This is a genomic window from Acidovorax sp. LjRoot204 (assembly GCF_056175785.1).
Genome location: NZ_JBGFFF010000112.1, coordinates 1 through 15,645 on the forward strand (window position 1 = coordinate 1; position 15,645 = coordinate 15,645).

The 15,645-nt window shown below is 64.7% G+C and carries 13 protein-coding genes; 7 read left to right on the plus strand and 6 right to left on the minus strand.

Annotated elements, in window-relative coordinates:
* The 6 genes from AC04MI_RS17745 to AC04MI_RS17770 all read right to left on the minus strand — a co-directional run.
* Positions 1-683 (minus strand): UxaA family hydrolase (locus AC04MI_RS17745; protein ID WP_476498286.1); only part of this gene is annotated, 683 nt, incomplete at its 3' end.
* Positions 684-752: 69 nt separating this feature from the next.
* Positions 753-2,045, minus strand: coding sequence for a TRAP transporter large permease (locus AC04MI_RS17750; protein WP_476498287.1), 1,293 nt, complete (start codon positions 2,043-2,045; stop codon positions 753-755).
* Positions 2,046-2,097: 52 nt separating this feature from the next.
* Positions 2,098-2,586, minus strand: coding sequence for a TRAP transporter small permease (locus AC04MI_RS17755; RefSeq protein ID WP_099729349.1), 489 nt, complete (start codon positions 2,584-2,586; stop codon positions 2,098-2,100).
* An 89-nt stretch (positions 2,587-2,675) separates the two neighbouring features.
* Entirely contained in the window at positions 2,676-3,653 is a 978-nt protein-coding gene (locus AC04MI_RS17760) for a TRAP transporter substrate-binding protein (protein WP_056066174.1), read from the minus strand.
* A 41-nt stretch (positions 3,654-3,694) separates the two neighbouring features.
* Complete coding sequence (locus tag AC04MI_RS17765) at positions 3,695-4,576, minus strand: SMP-30/gluconolactonase/LRE family protein (RefSeq protein WP_436077636.1); 882 nt, start codon at positions 4,574-4,576, stop codon at positions 3,695-3,697.
* A gap of 8 nt (positions 4,577-4,584) precedes the next feature.
* Positions 4,585-5,403 (minus strand): NAD-dependent epimerase/dehydratase family protein, encoded by an 819-nt coding sequence (locus tag AC04MI_RS17770; protein ID WP_436077635.1) that lies wholly within the window; start codon positions 5,401-5,403, stop codon positions 4,585-4,587.
* A 122-nt stretch (positions 5,404-5,525) separates the two neighbouring features.
* Between AC04MI_RS17770 and AC04MI_RS17775 the strand changes: the two genes are divergently transcribed.
* From AC04MI_RS17775 to AC04MI_RS17805, 7 genes are all read left to right on the plus strand, one after another.
* Complete coding sequence (locus AC04MI_RS17775) at positions 5,526-6,254, plus strand: FadR/GntR family transcriptional regulator (RefSeq protein WP_056066183.1); 729 nt, start codon at positions 5,526-5,528, stop codon at positions 6,252-6,254.
* Positions 6,255-6,557: 303 nt separating this feature from the next.
* Complete coding sequence (locus AC04MI_RS17780; RefSeq protein ID WP_436077634.1) at positions 6,558-7,997, plus strand: aldehyde dehydrogenase family protein; 1,440 nt, start codon at positions 6,558-6,560, stop codon at positions 7,995-7,997.
* Positions 7,998-8,230: 233 nt separating this feature from the next.
* On the plus strand, positions 8,231-8,587 hold the full coding sequence (locus AC04MI_RS17785) for a DUF2946 family protein (RefSeq protein ID WP_260668415.1): 357 nt from the start codon (positions 8,231-8,233) through the stop codon (positions 8,585-8,587).
* A 135-nt stretch (positions 8,588-8,722) separates the two neighbouring features.
* Positions 8,723-10,936, plus strand: a complete 2,214-nt coding sequence (locus AC04MI_RS17790; RefSeq protein WP_476498288.1) for a TonB-dependent receptor — start codon at positions 8,723-8,725, stop codon at positions 10,934-10,936.
* Between the two features lie 19 nt (positions 10,937-10,955).
* The gene (locus AC04MI_RS17795) at positions 10,956-12,512 is read left to right on the plus strand and encodes a PepSY domain-containing protein (protein WP_476498289.1); all 1,557 of its coding nucleotides are present in this window, start codon (positions 10,956-10,958) and stop codon (positions 12,510-12,512) included.
* Positions 12,513-12,571: 59 nt separating this feature from the next.
* Complete coding sequence (locus tag AC04MI_RS17800) at positions 12,572-14,362, plus strand: sensor histidine kinase (RefSeq protein WP_436077631.1); 1,791 nt, start codon at positions 12,572-12,574, stop codon at positions 14,360-14,362.
* Between the two features lie 570 nt (positions 14,363-14,932).
* Positions 14,933-15,487, plus strand: coding sequence for a pesticin C-terminus-like muramidase (locus AC04MI_RS17805; protein WP_436077630.1), 555 nt, complete (start codon positions 14,933-14,935; stop codon positions 15,485-15,487).
* Positions 15,488-15,645 lie beyond the last annotated feature (158 nt).

Here is a 15,645-nt window from a genome sequence, read left to right on the forward strand (position 1 = left end):
GTGATGGGGAAGCTGCCCGGGGGCAGCAGGCGGTCGGGCTGCAGCTTTTCGCAGCCCAGGCTGAYSACCATSACCTCGCCSCCRAAGTTSGGGTTGAGGCTGATGTTGCGCAGCGTGCGGATSGGGATGAYGGCGTCGGGCGCATCRATGGCCACGCCGCAGCCGTAGGTGTGCTCCAGGCCGATCACATCGTCCACATGGGGAAACAAAGGCAGCAGCTCGGCCTTAATGCGGCGCACGGCCTGCGCCACCACACCGGCCACACACTGCACGGTGGTGGTGATGGCCAGGATGTTGCGCGTGCCCACCGAGCCATCGGCGTTGCGATAGCCCTCGAAGGTGTAGCCCGTCAGGGGTTCAAGCACCGGCGGTTGCACCGTGGCCATGGGCAGCCCCTCCAGCGCACGGGCCGAGGGCATCTGCAGCAGGCGCTCATGCACCCAGCTGCCTGCGGGGATGTCTTTCAGCGCATAGCCGATGGGCACGTTGTAGCGGCGCACCACGCCGCCTTCAGAGATGTCCGCCAGCGCCACCTTGTGGCCCTGCGGCACCTTGTCGCGCAGCGTGATGCCAGCGCCCGGCACACCGTCCGGCAACAGGGTGCCCGCAGGCAGACCACCGTCGTTGGCGACGATGGCGACATTGTCCTGGGCATGCATGCGGATGGTGAGAGCTTGTCGCATAGGTCCGTTCAATTCACAAGGTACGCGGGTTTCAATCCGCCCGGTGGCCGAGCCATCACTCCTGCCGGGTCAGCCGCCGCCCTTGAGCACCAGGTCTGGCAGCCACATCGAGAACTGGGGCACATAGGTCACCAGCATCAGCGCCACGATGAGCGCACTGTAGAACGRCCAGATGGTCTTCATCACCTCGCCCACCGACACGCCCCCGATGGTGCAGCCGATGAACTGCGTGGTGYCCACGGGAGGGGTGTTCAGGCCCAGCGCGCAGTTGATCAGCATGACGATACCGAACTGCTCCGTGCTCATGCCGAACTGCTGGCAGATCGRCAAAAAGATGGGCGTGCAGATAAGGATGGTGGCCGCCATGTCGAGAAAGGTGCCCAGCACGAACAGGATGATGTTCACCGACAGGAAGATCACCCAGGGCGAGGTGCTCATGGACTTGAGCGCATCACCCGTGAGCTCGGCCACACCGTAGAGGCCGATGAGGTAGCCGAACATGGACGAGATGCCGATGAGCAGCAGCACTGTGCCCGTGGTCTTGACGGCCTTGGACGCGGCCTTGAGGAACTGCTCGCGCGTGAGCTTCTTGTAGACGAAGACCGACAGAATCAGCGCCCACAGCACTGCGACCGACGCCGACTCCGTCGCCGTAAACGCCCCCGACAAAATGCCTGCAATAATGATGACCACCACGGCCAGGCCCGGGACGGAGGCGCGGAACGAGATCCAAACAATCTCCCAGCCCGGGAAAGTGCCTGCGGGGTAGCCGCGCTTGACAGCCACGAAATAGGCGGCAGCCAGGTTGCAAATGGTCAGCAACAGGGCCGGCACGATGCCTGCAAGGATCAGCGCCGCAATGCTTACCTTGCCCCCAGCCGCCAGCGTGAAGATGATGAGGTTGTGCGAGGTGGGCATGAGCGCGCCCACGAGCGAGGCGTGGGTSGTCACGTTSACCGCGTAGTCRGCGTGGTAGCCCTCCTTCTTCATCTGCGGGATGAGCACGGCGCCCATGGCCGASACGTCSGCCACSGGCGAGCCCGAGACRCCGCCAAACAGCGTGCAGGCCAGCACATTGCTCATGCCCAGGCCGCCACGCACATGGCCCGCCACGCTCTTGGCAAAGTTGACGATGCGGTCGGCGATGCCGCCGTACATCATGATCTCGCCGGCAAAGATGAAGAACGGGATGGCCAGGAACGAGAACGGGTTCATGCCCGAAATCATTTGCTGGAAACCCACGGCCAGGGGCAGGCCTTCGTACAGGATGGTGGCCAGCGAGGACAGGCCGATCGAGAAGGCCACGGGCACGCCCAGCAGCAGCAGCAGCGTGAAGCTCACGCACAGGATGGTCAACGCCATGATGGTGGAATCTTTGTAGGGACGTTAGGGGGCGGAGGGACAGTGAGGCCGCTCAATGCCAGGCGGGCTCTACTTCCGTGCCACGCAAGATGGCGATGATGTGTTCCAGCGAGAACATGGCCACCAGCACGCCAGCCATAGCGGGCGGCACGTACTTGAAGGCTTCGGAGATGCCCAGCGTGGGGATCTTGTACGGTGCCACCGATTCGGCCAGCACGCCGCAGTTCCAGGCCATGACGATGCCGAACAGCAGCACCAGCGCGTGGATCAGCAGCTCGAGCTTGGTGCGCAGCCAATCGGGCGCCAGCACCAGGAACGATTCGAGACCGATGTGGCCCGCATCACGCACGCCCACAGCCATGCCCAGCATGGTCACGTAAAGCACCAGCAGCACCGCGCCGCTCTCGGCCCAGGTGGGAGTGTCATTGAAGATATAGCGGCCTATGACCTGGTAGAGCACGGCGCAAACCAGCAGGACGAGCCCTCCTACCCCGAGCTTCAGGCAGGCGCGCGCAATGAAAGCGCAGAGTCGCGTGTACATAGTGGACATTCAAAAACAACAACAACTGGAAACGGGCAGGCGGCGAGCTGTTCCCGGTCCCGCCTGCCCTGGAGGCTCTGGCTTATGGCTTATTGCACCGCGTCGATGCGCTTGACCATGTCCTGCAGCTTGGGGTCCTTGAGGAACTTGTCGTACACCGGCTTCATGGCAGCCTTGAAGGCCACCTTGTCGATATCCACCACCTGCGCGCCGCCAGCCTTCACCGTGGCCAGGGATTTCTCTTCGCGCTCGTCCCAGATCTTGCGCATGTAGCCCACCGACTCCTTGGCGGCGGCGCGGATGGCCTTCTGGTCGTCAGCGCTCAAGGTGTCCCACACCCGCTTGCTGAACAAGAGGATCTCGGGCGCCATGGAATGCTCGGTCTTGTTGAAGTATTTGGCGACTTCGAAGTGGCGCGAGCTTTCGTAGCTGGGGTAGTTGTTTTCGGCAGCGTCCACCAGGCCGGTCTTGAGCGCGGTGTAGACCTCGCCGAACGGCATGGGGGTGGCGTTGGCGCCCATGGCTTCGAGCAGGGACACCCACAGGTCGCTCTGCTGCACGCGCACCTTCAGGCCCTTGACGTCGGCCAGGGTCTTGATGGGTTTCTTGACGGTGTAGATCGAGCGTGCGCCGCTGTCATAGAACGCCAGGCCCACGAAGCCCTGCGATTCGCAGTCCTTCAGGATCTCGTCGCCAATGGCGCCATCCAGCACCTTGCGCATGTGCTCCTTGTCGCGGAACAGGAAGGGCATGGTGGGCACCATGGTGGCGGGGCAGATGTTGTTCATGGGCGCGACGTTCACGCGCGTCATGGCAATCGCCCCCAGCTTGGTCTGCTCGATGGTGTCCTTCTCGATGCCAAGCGACCCCTTGGCGTAGACCTTGATGCTGTGCTTGCCACCGGTGGCCTTGGACAGCGTCTCGCCCATGTGGCGCACGGCCAGCACGGTGGGATAGTCCTCGGGGTGGATGTCCGACGAGCGGAACTCGGTGGCCTGCGCGGCCAGGCTGCCGAGCAAGATGCCAGCGGCGATGGCCACGCGGCCAAAGAGGTGTGGAACGTTCATGGTGCTTTGTCTCCGGGGTTGAATCGGTTGGGGTGCCGCGCTCAGGCGGGCGGGTACGAGGCCTCTGCGAGCCCTTGGGCGCCCGGGCGGGTCACGAAGACCGCGCCGCCATGGGCCACATCGTTGCCCTGCGGCTGGCCGGGGCGGATGGAGGTGATGAAAAGCAGGTCCATGTCGGGCCCGCCAAAACTGCACATCGAGGGCTTGCTGACCGGCAGGGCCAGCGAGCGGTCCAGCACGCCCGATGGGGTGAAGCGATGCACCATGCCAGCGTCGTTGGCGCAGATCCAGTAGCAGCCATCGGTGTCGATGGCCGCACCGTCCGGCCGGCCGGGCAGCTCGCGCATATCCACCAACAGACGGCGCGGCCCCAGGCTGCCGTCTTCGTGCAAGTCCAGCGACCAGATCTTTTGCACGCTGGGGTGGCTGTCGCTGAGGTACATGGTGGCGCCATCGGGGCTGAACGCCAGGCCGTTCTGGGTGACCAGGCCTTCGATCAGCGGCGCCGAGAGGCAGCGCGCGTCCTGCCGGTACAGGCCGCCAGCGGGTTGCGCCTGCGACATGTCGCGCACCATGGTGCCGGCCCAGAAGCGACCCTGGCGGTCACAGCGCCCGTCGTTGAAGCGCATGCCAGCTTGCGGGTGCTGCACGGCAGAGATGAGGGTGCAGACCAAAGTGCCGTCATCGGCAGGCTGCAGGTGGAAGATGCCCGTGTCCATGCCTGCGATGAGCCCGCCGCTGGCATGCAGCGCAATGCAGGCCAGCCGCTCCGGCGTCGCCCAGCTCATCAGTTGCCGGTCGGCCCAGCGCAGGCGGCGCAGCGCGCGGCCTTCGATGTCCACCCAGTACAGCGCCTGCTCGGCAGTGCTCCACAGGGGGCTTTCGCCCACCTGGTCCTGGTGGTGAGGCAACAGGAGTTCCATGGCCCCACTCACTCGAACGGACCGGTGCGCACAAACGGCCCGCCCTGGTAGATCACGGCCGGGTCCGTCAGATCGGGCTGCGGGTCTGCAGCCTCCACCTTGGCGCGGAAGGGCTCGGAGCTGTCCTGCGGGCGGTAGCCGATGTGGCGGGCGAGTGTGTTGTCCCACCAGATGGTGGTGTTGTCGCCCATGCCATAGATGATGCTGTGGCCCACCACCGGCGCTGTGAGGCTGGCCATGACCAGGCGCTCCAGGTCGTCGTAGCCCATCCAGGTGGCCAGCATGCGGCGGTTGCGCGGCTCGGGGAAGGAGGAGCCGATGCGCAGGCACACGGTTTCGATGCCGTAGCGGTCAAAGTAGAAGCGCGAAAGGTCCTCGCCAAACGCCTTGGACAGGCCATACAGGCCATCGGGCCGCGCTGGGTCGCGCAGCCCCACCACTTCGTCCTGGCGGTAAAAGCCGGTCACATGGTTGGAGCTGGCAAACACCACGCGCTTGACGCCTTGCTTGCGAACGGCCTCATAGAGGTTGTATGCCCCCACGATGTTGGCCTGCAAGATGGGGTCCCAGGGCTGCTCGGTGGACACGCCCCCCAGGTGCACCACGGCGTCCACCCCTTCGAGCAGCGGCAACATGGCACTGGCGTCTTCAAGCCGCGCGGGGCGCAGTTCTTCGCCCGGCGCCTCGCTGCCCAGGTCGGCGATGTCGGACAGGCGCAAGGTGGTGCAGTACGCCTTCAGGCGCGTGCGCAATTCACGCCCCAGTCCGCCAGCGGCCCCGGTCAATAACAAGCGTTGAAAACGGATCGGTGTCGGGTGACAGGGCATGGCTTTTGCGGAGGTTCTTGGTACAGTGGCGTTACACGCAGTTGAACGTCATCAGTTGTCATACAACGAGGAGGCAATGTACTCCTTTCAACCCGTCCAACACATAGGGATAACACCGAGACATGAGCATCGACATCGCCCCACGCCGCAAGCCCCGCACCCTGGCCCTGGAGCTGGTGGACTCCCTGGGTGACCGCATCCGCGACGGGCGCTTGGCACTGGGCGACAAGCTGCCCACAGAGGCCGCGATCATGGCCGAGTTCAACGTCAGCCGCACGGTGGTGCGCGAGGCCATTTCCAAGCTGCAGGCGTCGGGCCTGGTGGAGACACGGCATGGCATCGGCACGTTTGTGCTGGGCCTTGGGCAGGCCCCGGGCTTCAAGATCACGCCCGACCAGTTCAGCACCCTGCGTGACGTGATTGCGGTGCTGGAACTGCGCATCGGCGTAGAAACCGAGGCCGCCGCACTGGCCGCGCAGCGCCGCACGCCCGCCAACCTCAAGACCATGCGCGAGGCGCTGGACACCGTGGCGGCGGCCGTGGACGCCGGGCGCGACGCGGTGGCGGCGGACTTCCAGTTCCATCTGGAGATCGCCCGCGCCACGCAGAACAGCCACTTCGCCGAGCTGATGGGCACACTGGGCAGCATGATCATTCCGCGCGCGCGGCTGGATTCGGTCGAAGCCCCCAACGACGAACGCAGACAGTACCTGCGCCGGGTCAATGGCGAGCACGAGAGCATCTACGACGCCATCGTGGGCCAGGACCCCGACGCAGCCCGTGCAGCCATGCGCACCCACCTGGCCAACAGCCGTGAACGCCGCCGGCGTGCACAGGCCGAGGCTGGCTGAAGGCCAGGGGTCGTGTCGATGCGCCCCACCCCATGCGCCGACCTGTCGCCCTGCGGGTCCGAGGCACCCTGCGGGCTCAGCCGGCAGGAAGTGATCCCATGAGTAGTTACCCGGGGTGCCCAAAAATGCACTGATGTTGTACGATGACATACAACAACAAATCCGCAGCGGCCATGCCATGGCGTGCGGCCTTGCCTGAATGGGCAGCCCCTGTAGCGGCCAGCGCTCCTGGCCACGCAGCCCCGCCACCGGGGCTGTGATTCGAATTTCTTCAACCACCCACCCTTTCACACCACCACCGCCATGCACGCAAACCTGATCGCCGGCAACTGGACCGAAGGCGTCCGCACGTACCAGAACACCAACCCCTCCGACACGCGCGACGTGATCGGCGACTACGCCGTGGCCAGCCGCGAGCAGGCACTCGACGCCGTCGCTGCAGCGCACGCGGCCTTCCCGGCCTGGAGCCTGTCCACGCCCCAGCAGCGCTTTGACATCCTGGACGCGGTGGGCAACGAGATCATTGCCCGCAAGGCCGAGCTGGGCGACCTGCTGGCCCGCGAGGAAGGCAAGACCCTGCCCGAAGCCATTGGCGAAGTGGGCCGCGCGGCCGCCATCTTCAAGTTCTTTGCGGGCGAGGCGCTGCGCCCCGGTGGCGAGATGATCCCGTCCGTGCGCCCCGGCGTGGGCATCGAGATCACCCGCGAGCCGCTGGGCACCATCGGCATCATCACGCCGTGGAACTTCCCCATCGCCATCCCGGCCTGGAAGATCGCCCCGGCCCTGGCCTACGGCAACACGGTGGTCTTCAAGCCCGCCGAGGTGGTGCCGGGCTCTGCCTGGGCGCTGGCCGACATCCTGCACCGAGCGGGCCTGCCCGCTGGTGTGTTCAACCTGGTGATGGGCCGGGGTTCGGACGTGGGCGCCGTGCTGCTGGAAGACGAGCGCATTGCGGGCGTGAGCTTTACCGGCTCGGTCGGCACCGGTCAGCGCGTGGCAGCGGCCTGCGTGCCACGTGGCGCCAAGGTGCAGCTGGAGATGGGCGGCAAGAACCCGTTTGTGGTGCTGGACGACGCGGACCTGAACGTTGCTGTGGGCGCCGCCATCAACAGCGGGTTCTTCTCGACCGGCCAGCGCTGCACCGCCAGCAGCCGCGTGATCGTGACCGAAGGCATCCACGACCGCTTCGTGGCCGCCATGGTCGAGAAAATGAAGACCCTGAAGGTGGACGACGCCCGCAAGGCCGGCACCGACATCGGCCCCGTGGTGGACGACCGCCAGCTCGCACAGGACCTGGAATACATCGGCATCGGCCAGCAGGAGGGCGCCAAGCTCGCCTACGGCGGCGAAGCCCTGGAGAAGAACGCCGACGGCGCGCCCGGCTACTACCTGCGCCCCGCCCTGTTCACCGAGACCACGCCCGGCATGCGCATCAACCGCGAAGAAATCTTCGGCCCCGTGGTGAGCGTGTTGCGCGCCAAGAACTACGAAGAGGCGCTGACCCTGGCCAACGACACGCCGTTTGGCCTGGCCAGCGGCATCGCCACCACCAGCCTGAAGCACGCCACGCACTTCAAGCGCCACGCCCAGGCCGGCATGGTGATGGTGAACCTGCCCACAGCGGGCGTGGACTACCACGTGCCGTTCGGCGGCCGCAAGAGCAGCAGCTACGGCCCGCGTGAGCAAGGGCGTTACGCGGCAGAGTTCTACACCACGGTGAAGACCGCGTACACGCAGGCCTGAGGCGGACGCGACACAAGCCTGCGCCCGCTACGCCACTCCAGCCCCGGAGTGGCGGGGCCAGGCGCCTGCACCGCGCCGGCCCGCACAGGTCATTCACCAACGGTTTTTCAGCCACAGCGGCCGCAAGCGCTAGTGAATCATGCGCCAATAGCTATTATTTGTATAGCAAAACAATCTATCGGCTCTGCGCCGCTTGATTCCGGCCACGATGGCAGCCGCTATCATCGCGCCCCATGACCGCCCTCCGAACCTTCTCTGCGCTGCGCCTGTGGGTGCTCGCATGGTTCGTGGCGTCGATGGGGGTGGCCATTGCATCGCCACTGGTGCACCCCCAGGCCTTTGAGGTGATCTGCTCGGGCACCGGCGCCATCAAGCTGCTGGTGCAGACCGACGACGGCACCGTCGAAATGGGCGCGATGGGCATGGACTGCCCCTTGTGCGCCACTCCCAGCGCGCCGCCCCCCACCCCGGTCGCCGCCGTGCTGCCACCCCATCCCTTGGCCCATGCGCTGCAGCCCGTCGAGGCCGCCCGCATTGCGGCCGCCACTGCAGCCCCCCTGCCCGCACGCGGGCCCCCGTCGCGCTCTTGATCTGAAGCTTGTTGGCAGTGCCCGGTACCTGGTGGTCGGATGCTGCCTTGTTCCCGCTGGTTTCCAGATGGCGCAGCCTTGCGTGCACCCCACGCGGGCCCGGTTGCGCTGTCGCCTCAAGACAAGAGCGTTTTCATGTCCCGTATTTCCTTTGCTTCGCGCAGCGCTGCAGCCTTGCCGCGCCTGCCCCTTTCCCCTTTGTGCCTGGGCGTGCTCGCCACCTGCGCGCTGGCCTCGGTCGCCACCCATGCACAGCAGCCCACTACACCCACAATGCAGGCCGTGGATGTGGTCGATGCCGCCGCATCTCCCAACGGCAAGCTCAACCTGGACACGCCCGTGGACACCRGCAGCCGCCTGGGCCTGACAGCGCGCGAGAACCCCGCCGCCGTCACCGTGGTGGACCGCGCCACCATCGACGCACGCGGCGCGCAGGACACGCAGGAAATCCTGCGCGCCGTGCCGGGCGTGGTGGCACACAACGCACCTGGTTCGATGTCTGCGCACTACCGGGGCTTCACCAGCAACTCCGTGGCACAGCTCTACAACGGCATCAATCCGCAATATGGCAGCGCCACGCGCGCGGTCGATAGCTGGATCTACGACCGCGTCGAGGCCATCGGCGGCGCGTCGAGTTTTCTGTACGGCTCGGGCGGCGTGGGTGGCTCCATCAACTACATCACCAAGACGGCCGAGCGCAGCGACTTTGCCGAGGGCCAACTGCGCCTGGGCTCCTACGACCTGAAGGAAGTGTCGGTGGGCCTGAACCGCCTCGTCGCGGGCGGCGAAAGCACTGCCGCCCCAGCGCACTACGCTCGCATCGACCTCAACCACCGCAACGCGGGCAGTTGGACCGAGGGCACAAAAACCCAGTCCACCCAGCTCGCCACCTCGCTGCTGTCGGACCTGGGCGGCGGCTTCAGCCACACGCTGGCCTACGAATACCAGAAGGACCATGTGGACCGCCCCTACTGGGGCACGCCGGTGCTGAACCCCGCCGTGGGCGCGCTGCATATCGACCCGGCCACGCGCTTCAAGAACTACAACAGCGCCGACGGCATGTACGAGCACCGCGTGCAGTGGCTGCGCTCGGTGGCACAGTGGCGCGCGTCGGATGCGCTGCAGCTCAAGAACACGTTCTACGTGTACGACGCCCTGCGCGACTATCGCAACGTGGAGACCTACACCTTCAACGCAAGCAACACAGCCGTCACCCGCGCCTCGCCCTACCTGCAGCGCCACGACCAGACGCTGGTGGGCGACCGGCTGGAGGGCACCTACCAGGGCCAGCTCGCAGGCCGAAAGAGCGACTGGGCCTTTGGCCTCGATGTGAGCGTGAACAAGCAGACGCGCTTCCCCTTCGGCCCCTCGGTCACGGTGAGCACGGTCAATCCCTACCACTTTTCCACCGAGAACTTCTTCGACATCCCCGGCATGTCGCCCGTCCTGAACCCGGACAAGGACAACAAAATCACCAACACCGCGCTGTACCTGGAAAACCGCACCCTGGTGGCCTCCGGCGTGAACCTCGTCACCGCGCTGCGGCACGAGAGCATCGACCTCGACCTGGTGAACCGCCGTGCCGTGACGGCCGCAGCACCGGCCACCTTCAGCCGCAGCTACCACCCCACCACGAGCCGTCTGGGCGTGGTGTGGGAGATTGCGCCCGGCGCCAACCTGTATGCGCAGGCCTCCAACGCGGCAGACCCACCCTCGGGCTCGCTGGCTTCGGCCTCGTTTGCCGATGTGCGCAACAACAGCGAGCTGACCACCGGCCGCCAGGTCGAGGTGGGCAGCAAGTTTGACTTCTGGGACGGAAAAGGCAGCGCCACGGTGGCGGTGTTTGACATCCGCCGCAAGAACATCGCCTCGCAAGATCCGTCCAACCCCAACGTCACGGTGCTGGTGGGCGAGCAGTCGTCCAAGGGCATCGAGCTATCGGCCGGCATCCGCCCCACGCCGCAATGGCAGTTGCAGGGCAACCTGTCGCTGATCCGCGCGCGATATGAGAATTTTGTGCAGGGCGGCGTCTCGCGCGCGGGCAACGTGCCGCAACTGGTGCCGCAGCAAGTGGCCAATCTGTGGGCCTCGTACGCGATCACGCCCACCGTCACGGCCAGCGTGGGCGTGCGCCATGTGGGCAAGGTGTACGGCAACGCAGCCAACACCAAGTTCTGGCCGTCGTACACGCTGCTGGACCTGGGCCTGGCCTGGAAGATCAACAAGACCACCACGCTCACCACCCGCGTGCGCAACGCCACCGACCGCATCTACGCGGCCGAGACGCGCGACCAGGTCTACCTGGGCGCACCGCGCACGCTGGACGTGACGCTGCACACCGCGTTCTGACGCAGGCGGAGCACCGGACATKCCACACGCCAAACGCTGGCTGTACCTCGTCCACCGCTGGCTGGGCGTGTTGCTATGCGCCTTCTTCGCCATGTGGTTCGTCTCGGGCGTGGTGATGATGTACGTGGGCTACCCAAAGCTCACCCAGGCCGAGCGCCTTGCCCATCTGCCGCCCCTGCGCAGCACCATGCTAGGCCCCGAGCGCCTGCTGGAACCCGCCGATGCCCTGCAGCGCGCGGGCCTGGTAGGCCCGCTGCAGGACCTGCGGCTGGCGGTGGCCACCGGCGGGCGTGCCGTGTACGTGATGGTGCCCGCAGCACCCACCGGCGACACCGCACCAAGCCCGCGCAGGGCACCGGCGCCTGCGGTCATCGACGCCATCACCGGCGAGCGATTGCAGCGTGTGGACGCCACGCACGCCATCGCCTCGGCCCGCGCCTTTGCGCAGCAAGCCAACCCGTCCATCGACTACCAGGGCATGATCGACGAGGACGCCTTCACCCACTCGCGCGCACTCGATGTGCACCGCCCCCTGCACCGCCTGCACCTGGGCGACAGCGCGGGCACCGTGGTCTATGTGTCGGGCACCACCGGCGAGGTGGTGCGCGATGCACCGCGGCAGGAACGCGCCTGGAACTACGCAGGCGCCTGGATCCACTGGCTCTACCCCTTCCGGGGCAATGTCTTCAATGACTACTGGACGGACATCGTGAACTGGCTGTCCATCGCAGGCATCGTGCTCGCGGTGACGGGCACGGTGGTGGGCGTGCTGCGCTGGCGCTTCCGGGGCCGGTACAAGACGGGCGCGCGCACGCCGTACAGGGGTTACATGATGCGCTGGCACCATGTGTTTGGGCTGGTATTTGCGGTCATCACGTTCACCTGGATCTTCAGCGGCCTCATGTCCATGAACCCGTGGAAAATTTTCGACAGCGGCGCAATGCCACTGCGCCAGCAGGCCATGAATGGCGGGCCCCTGCAAGTGCCCGCGCAGGCAGCAGCGGTGCAAGCCTTGCTCTCTGCGGCGTCGCCCTACACCCGTGAACTGCGGTGGGTGCGCCATGCCGGCCACACGCTGGTGCTGGCCCACAGCCCCACAGGCGCCCCGACGGTGCTGGACGCCATCTCCGCCGCCGCGCACGTGTGGGCCCCAGGTGCTGTGGCCGAAGCCGCCGCGCGCCTGTTGCCCCACGCGGTGGTGCGCACCGACACCCTGACCGCCTACGATCTGCACTACTACGACCGCGCTGCCCACACCATGACTGGCGGCGCCGAGAAGCCTTTGCCCGCGCTTCGCGTGGTGTTCGACGACCCGCACGCCACCTGGGTGCACATCGACCCGCACACAGGCGCCGTACTGGGCCGCACCGACAGCCACCGCCGCACGAGCCGCTGGCTGTTTGCCATGCTGCACAGCTGGGACTGGCTGCCGCTGCTGGAGCGCAGACCGCTCTGGGATGTGATGCTCATCGCGCTGAGCCTGGGTGGGGCGGTGATGAGCGTGACAGGCGTCATACTGGGGTGGCGCAGGCTGGGTACGAAACTGCAAGGACCGCAGTGGCGCARCAGCCGCTAGTGACCAGGGCGCAGTGCGCGCCTATGATGGCTATCGTTGCGCTTGGAAACATTTTGCCCATGACGGCCCCTAAACCGCCCTCCGCCACCGCCCCCGAGCGTTCTGCCACCAGCAGTGCGGCACCGCACCTCAAGCGGCCATCCAGCCTGCCTTTGCGTGCCATGGTGACATGGGGTACGGCCTTGGTCTTGACCATGGCCTGGGGTACGGTGGCTCTGCTTATGGATGTGTCACGGCGCGATGCCATGAACGCGCAGGTTCGCCAGAACAGCAATCTCGCGCTGAGCCTGGGCGAACAGACCGTACGGGTGATGGCGGCCGTAGACCAGGCGACCCTTCGCATGCGTGACACTGTGCTGGCCAACGACTTTGAAAAGGCAGACTTCACGCGGTTCGCCAACGAGACCGGGCTTGCCCCCTTGATCCTGACTCAGCTCTCACTGGTCGGCTCCGACGGCCGGTTCGTTGGAAGCAACATCGACCCCACCGGCGAGAAAACGGGTCACGTTGACCTGTCCGAGCGTGAGCATGTGCAAGTGCACCTCCATCCCTCCGCGTCGGAGACGGTACGTCTGCAGCAGACGCCTAGCGGACTGTTTGTGGGCAAGCCCGTGATTGGGAAGGTGTCCGGCAAGGCCACCATCCAGTTGTCGCGCAAGATTCAGGACGCTGGCGGTGGCGTAGCCAGCGTGATTGTTGCCTCCGTGAACCCCGGTTACTTTGAGGACGTCTATCGCGGAGTTCAATTGGGGCGAACTGGCGTCGTGACACTTATCGGAAACGACCGCACCATTCGAGCAAGAGTGATGGGAGGACAGAGCGTCGGAATGGGAAGCGTAGTGCCGCGCAGTCCGGACAACAACGCAGAAGAACGCGGCCCCAGCGGCCACTACGTGCGCTCCAGCGGCATCGACGGTATCGAACGCATTTATGCCTACAGCCGTGTTGGCACCTACCCTCTGATGGTGGTGGTGGCCACCAGCACCGACGAGGCCTTGCAGGAATGGCGCGCTAGCCGCAATGTGGCCCTGTTCACCATGGCGCTGTTCAGTGTGGCGCTGGTGGGTGCAGCGCTGATCTTTGTGCGCAGCGTGCGCCAGTTGGAGAGCACCAACGCCGCACTGCGCATCAGCGAGGCCGAGGCCCGCTCGGCCAGCCAGGCCAAGAGCGAGTTCCTGGCCGCCGTCTCGCACGAGTTGCGCACGCCCCTCACCAGCATCCGCGGCTTCGCAGAACTGATGGAGCTACGGCTGGAGCAGCCCCGCTTCAAGGAACAGGCCAGCCTGATCCGCAAGGCGGCAGACCACTTGAACGCCCTGCTCACCGAGATCCTGGACCTGGCCAAGGTGGAAGCAGGTGCCATGCCCCACATGCCCACCGAACAGAACGTGACCGAGATTGTTCAGTCCACCGCCGACTTCTTTGCCGTCACGGCCGCCAACAAGAACCTGGCGCTCCATGTGCGCATTGCCCCTGACGCCCCCCACACTTTGATGTGTGACGGACTGCGGCTCAAGCAGGTGCTCAACAACCTGCTGTCCAACGCCATGAAATTCACGACCGCAGGCTCGGTCACCATCGAAGTGGACGCCAGCAACGACGCCGTCCGCTTTCATGTGGTGGACACCGGCCCGGGCATCCCGGCGCACCTGCACGAAACGATCTTCGAAAAATTCCGCCAGGGCGACGACCAGGTGAGCTACCAGCACGGTGGCACGGGCCTCGGGCTGGCGTTGTCGCGGGCGTTGGCGGTGCTGATGGGGGGCACGCTCACACTATCCTCTGCGGAGGGCCAGGGGTCGCGCTTCACGCTGACTTTGCCCCGCGAGCCGGGCATGGAGTCTAAGTAACCAGATCTGTGCTGGTGCGATACGTTGAACGTTTTGTGTCCAGTGCTCCGTACAGCACCCGCCTCAGATGCAGTTCGCAGCTGCGATCCAACATTCCCATATCGTTGAAATACGAAGGCATCAGTCGGTTCTCCAATCGAACTCACAGCGCCAACGTCTATGTCAAGACACGTTGCCTTTTTAGGCTGATCAACTGAAGCGTATGTAACGCTCGTTGCCTTTGAATGCGGGACAAGGTGACCAGATGTTCTACCGCACCGTACAGCTTCAAATGAAGCGGTCGCCGCCTAGCCTCTATTGCAATGGCGTCGATGCGTTTTTTGCACCCGGCCCACCACTCAGTAGCCGTTGCAACTGGAGACGAAATAAAGCTGCGTGAGATGCGTTATCGAATCAATACAGAGAACAATGCGCCGCGCGGGAGGGTACTTCCGTCACAACGCCCATTTGAGCAGATGGGCGAGCCAAGGAATAGTGCAGATGAGTCCGCAGTAACGGCTCAACTTGAGGCTCTACATCAGTAAATCTGCTCGCACACTTTAAAAACAGATACGAAAACAAGAATCAAGAATGCCTGACTTAATTGACTATTCATTTCTGAGCGACCTAGAGGGCGGTCGCACCACTAGTGGCTACGTTCCGGCAACTGCGGTGAGCAAAAGCGGTGTAACGATTGCGACCGGTTTTGACTTGGGCCAACGGTCAGAAGCAGACTTGAAGCGACTGGGCTTGCCTGCCAACCTGATCGAAAAATTAAAACCGTACCTCGGCGCCGAGAAGGAGGACACCAAGAAACTGCTGGATACAACGCCGCTCACAATCACATCCTCCGAAGCAGAATCTATCGACAAGGCTGTTAAATCTGCTCACTTGGCCACGGTAAAAATTAAATACGACGCAGCCTCTAGCGAAAAAAGCTTTATAGATTTGCCAGCAGAGGCTCAAACCGTGATCGCGTCGGTATCCTTCCAATACGGGAAAAATCTGGATGCAGCGACACCGAAGTTCTGGGCAGCCGTCACAAAACAGGATTGGACGGAAGCAGCAAAAATCTTGAGGAACTTCGGCGATGTTTTCCCAACCCGCAGAAAGAAGGAAGCAGCGCTTCTGGAGAACATCAAGTGAACAAATTTCTACTCACTACAGCAGCAACTGTTTATCTCTCGTTGGGCGCATCACAAGCGGCGAGCCATTCCGCTCACAAAGCACTCACCCAGGTAAGCCCCCAGAACGCTGCCGTGGCGGCCGCACTTACGGACCTGAAGGGGGCGCTTTCTGTACCC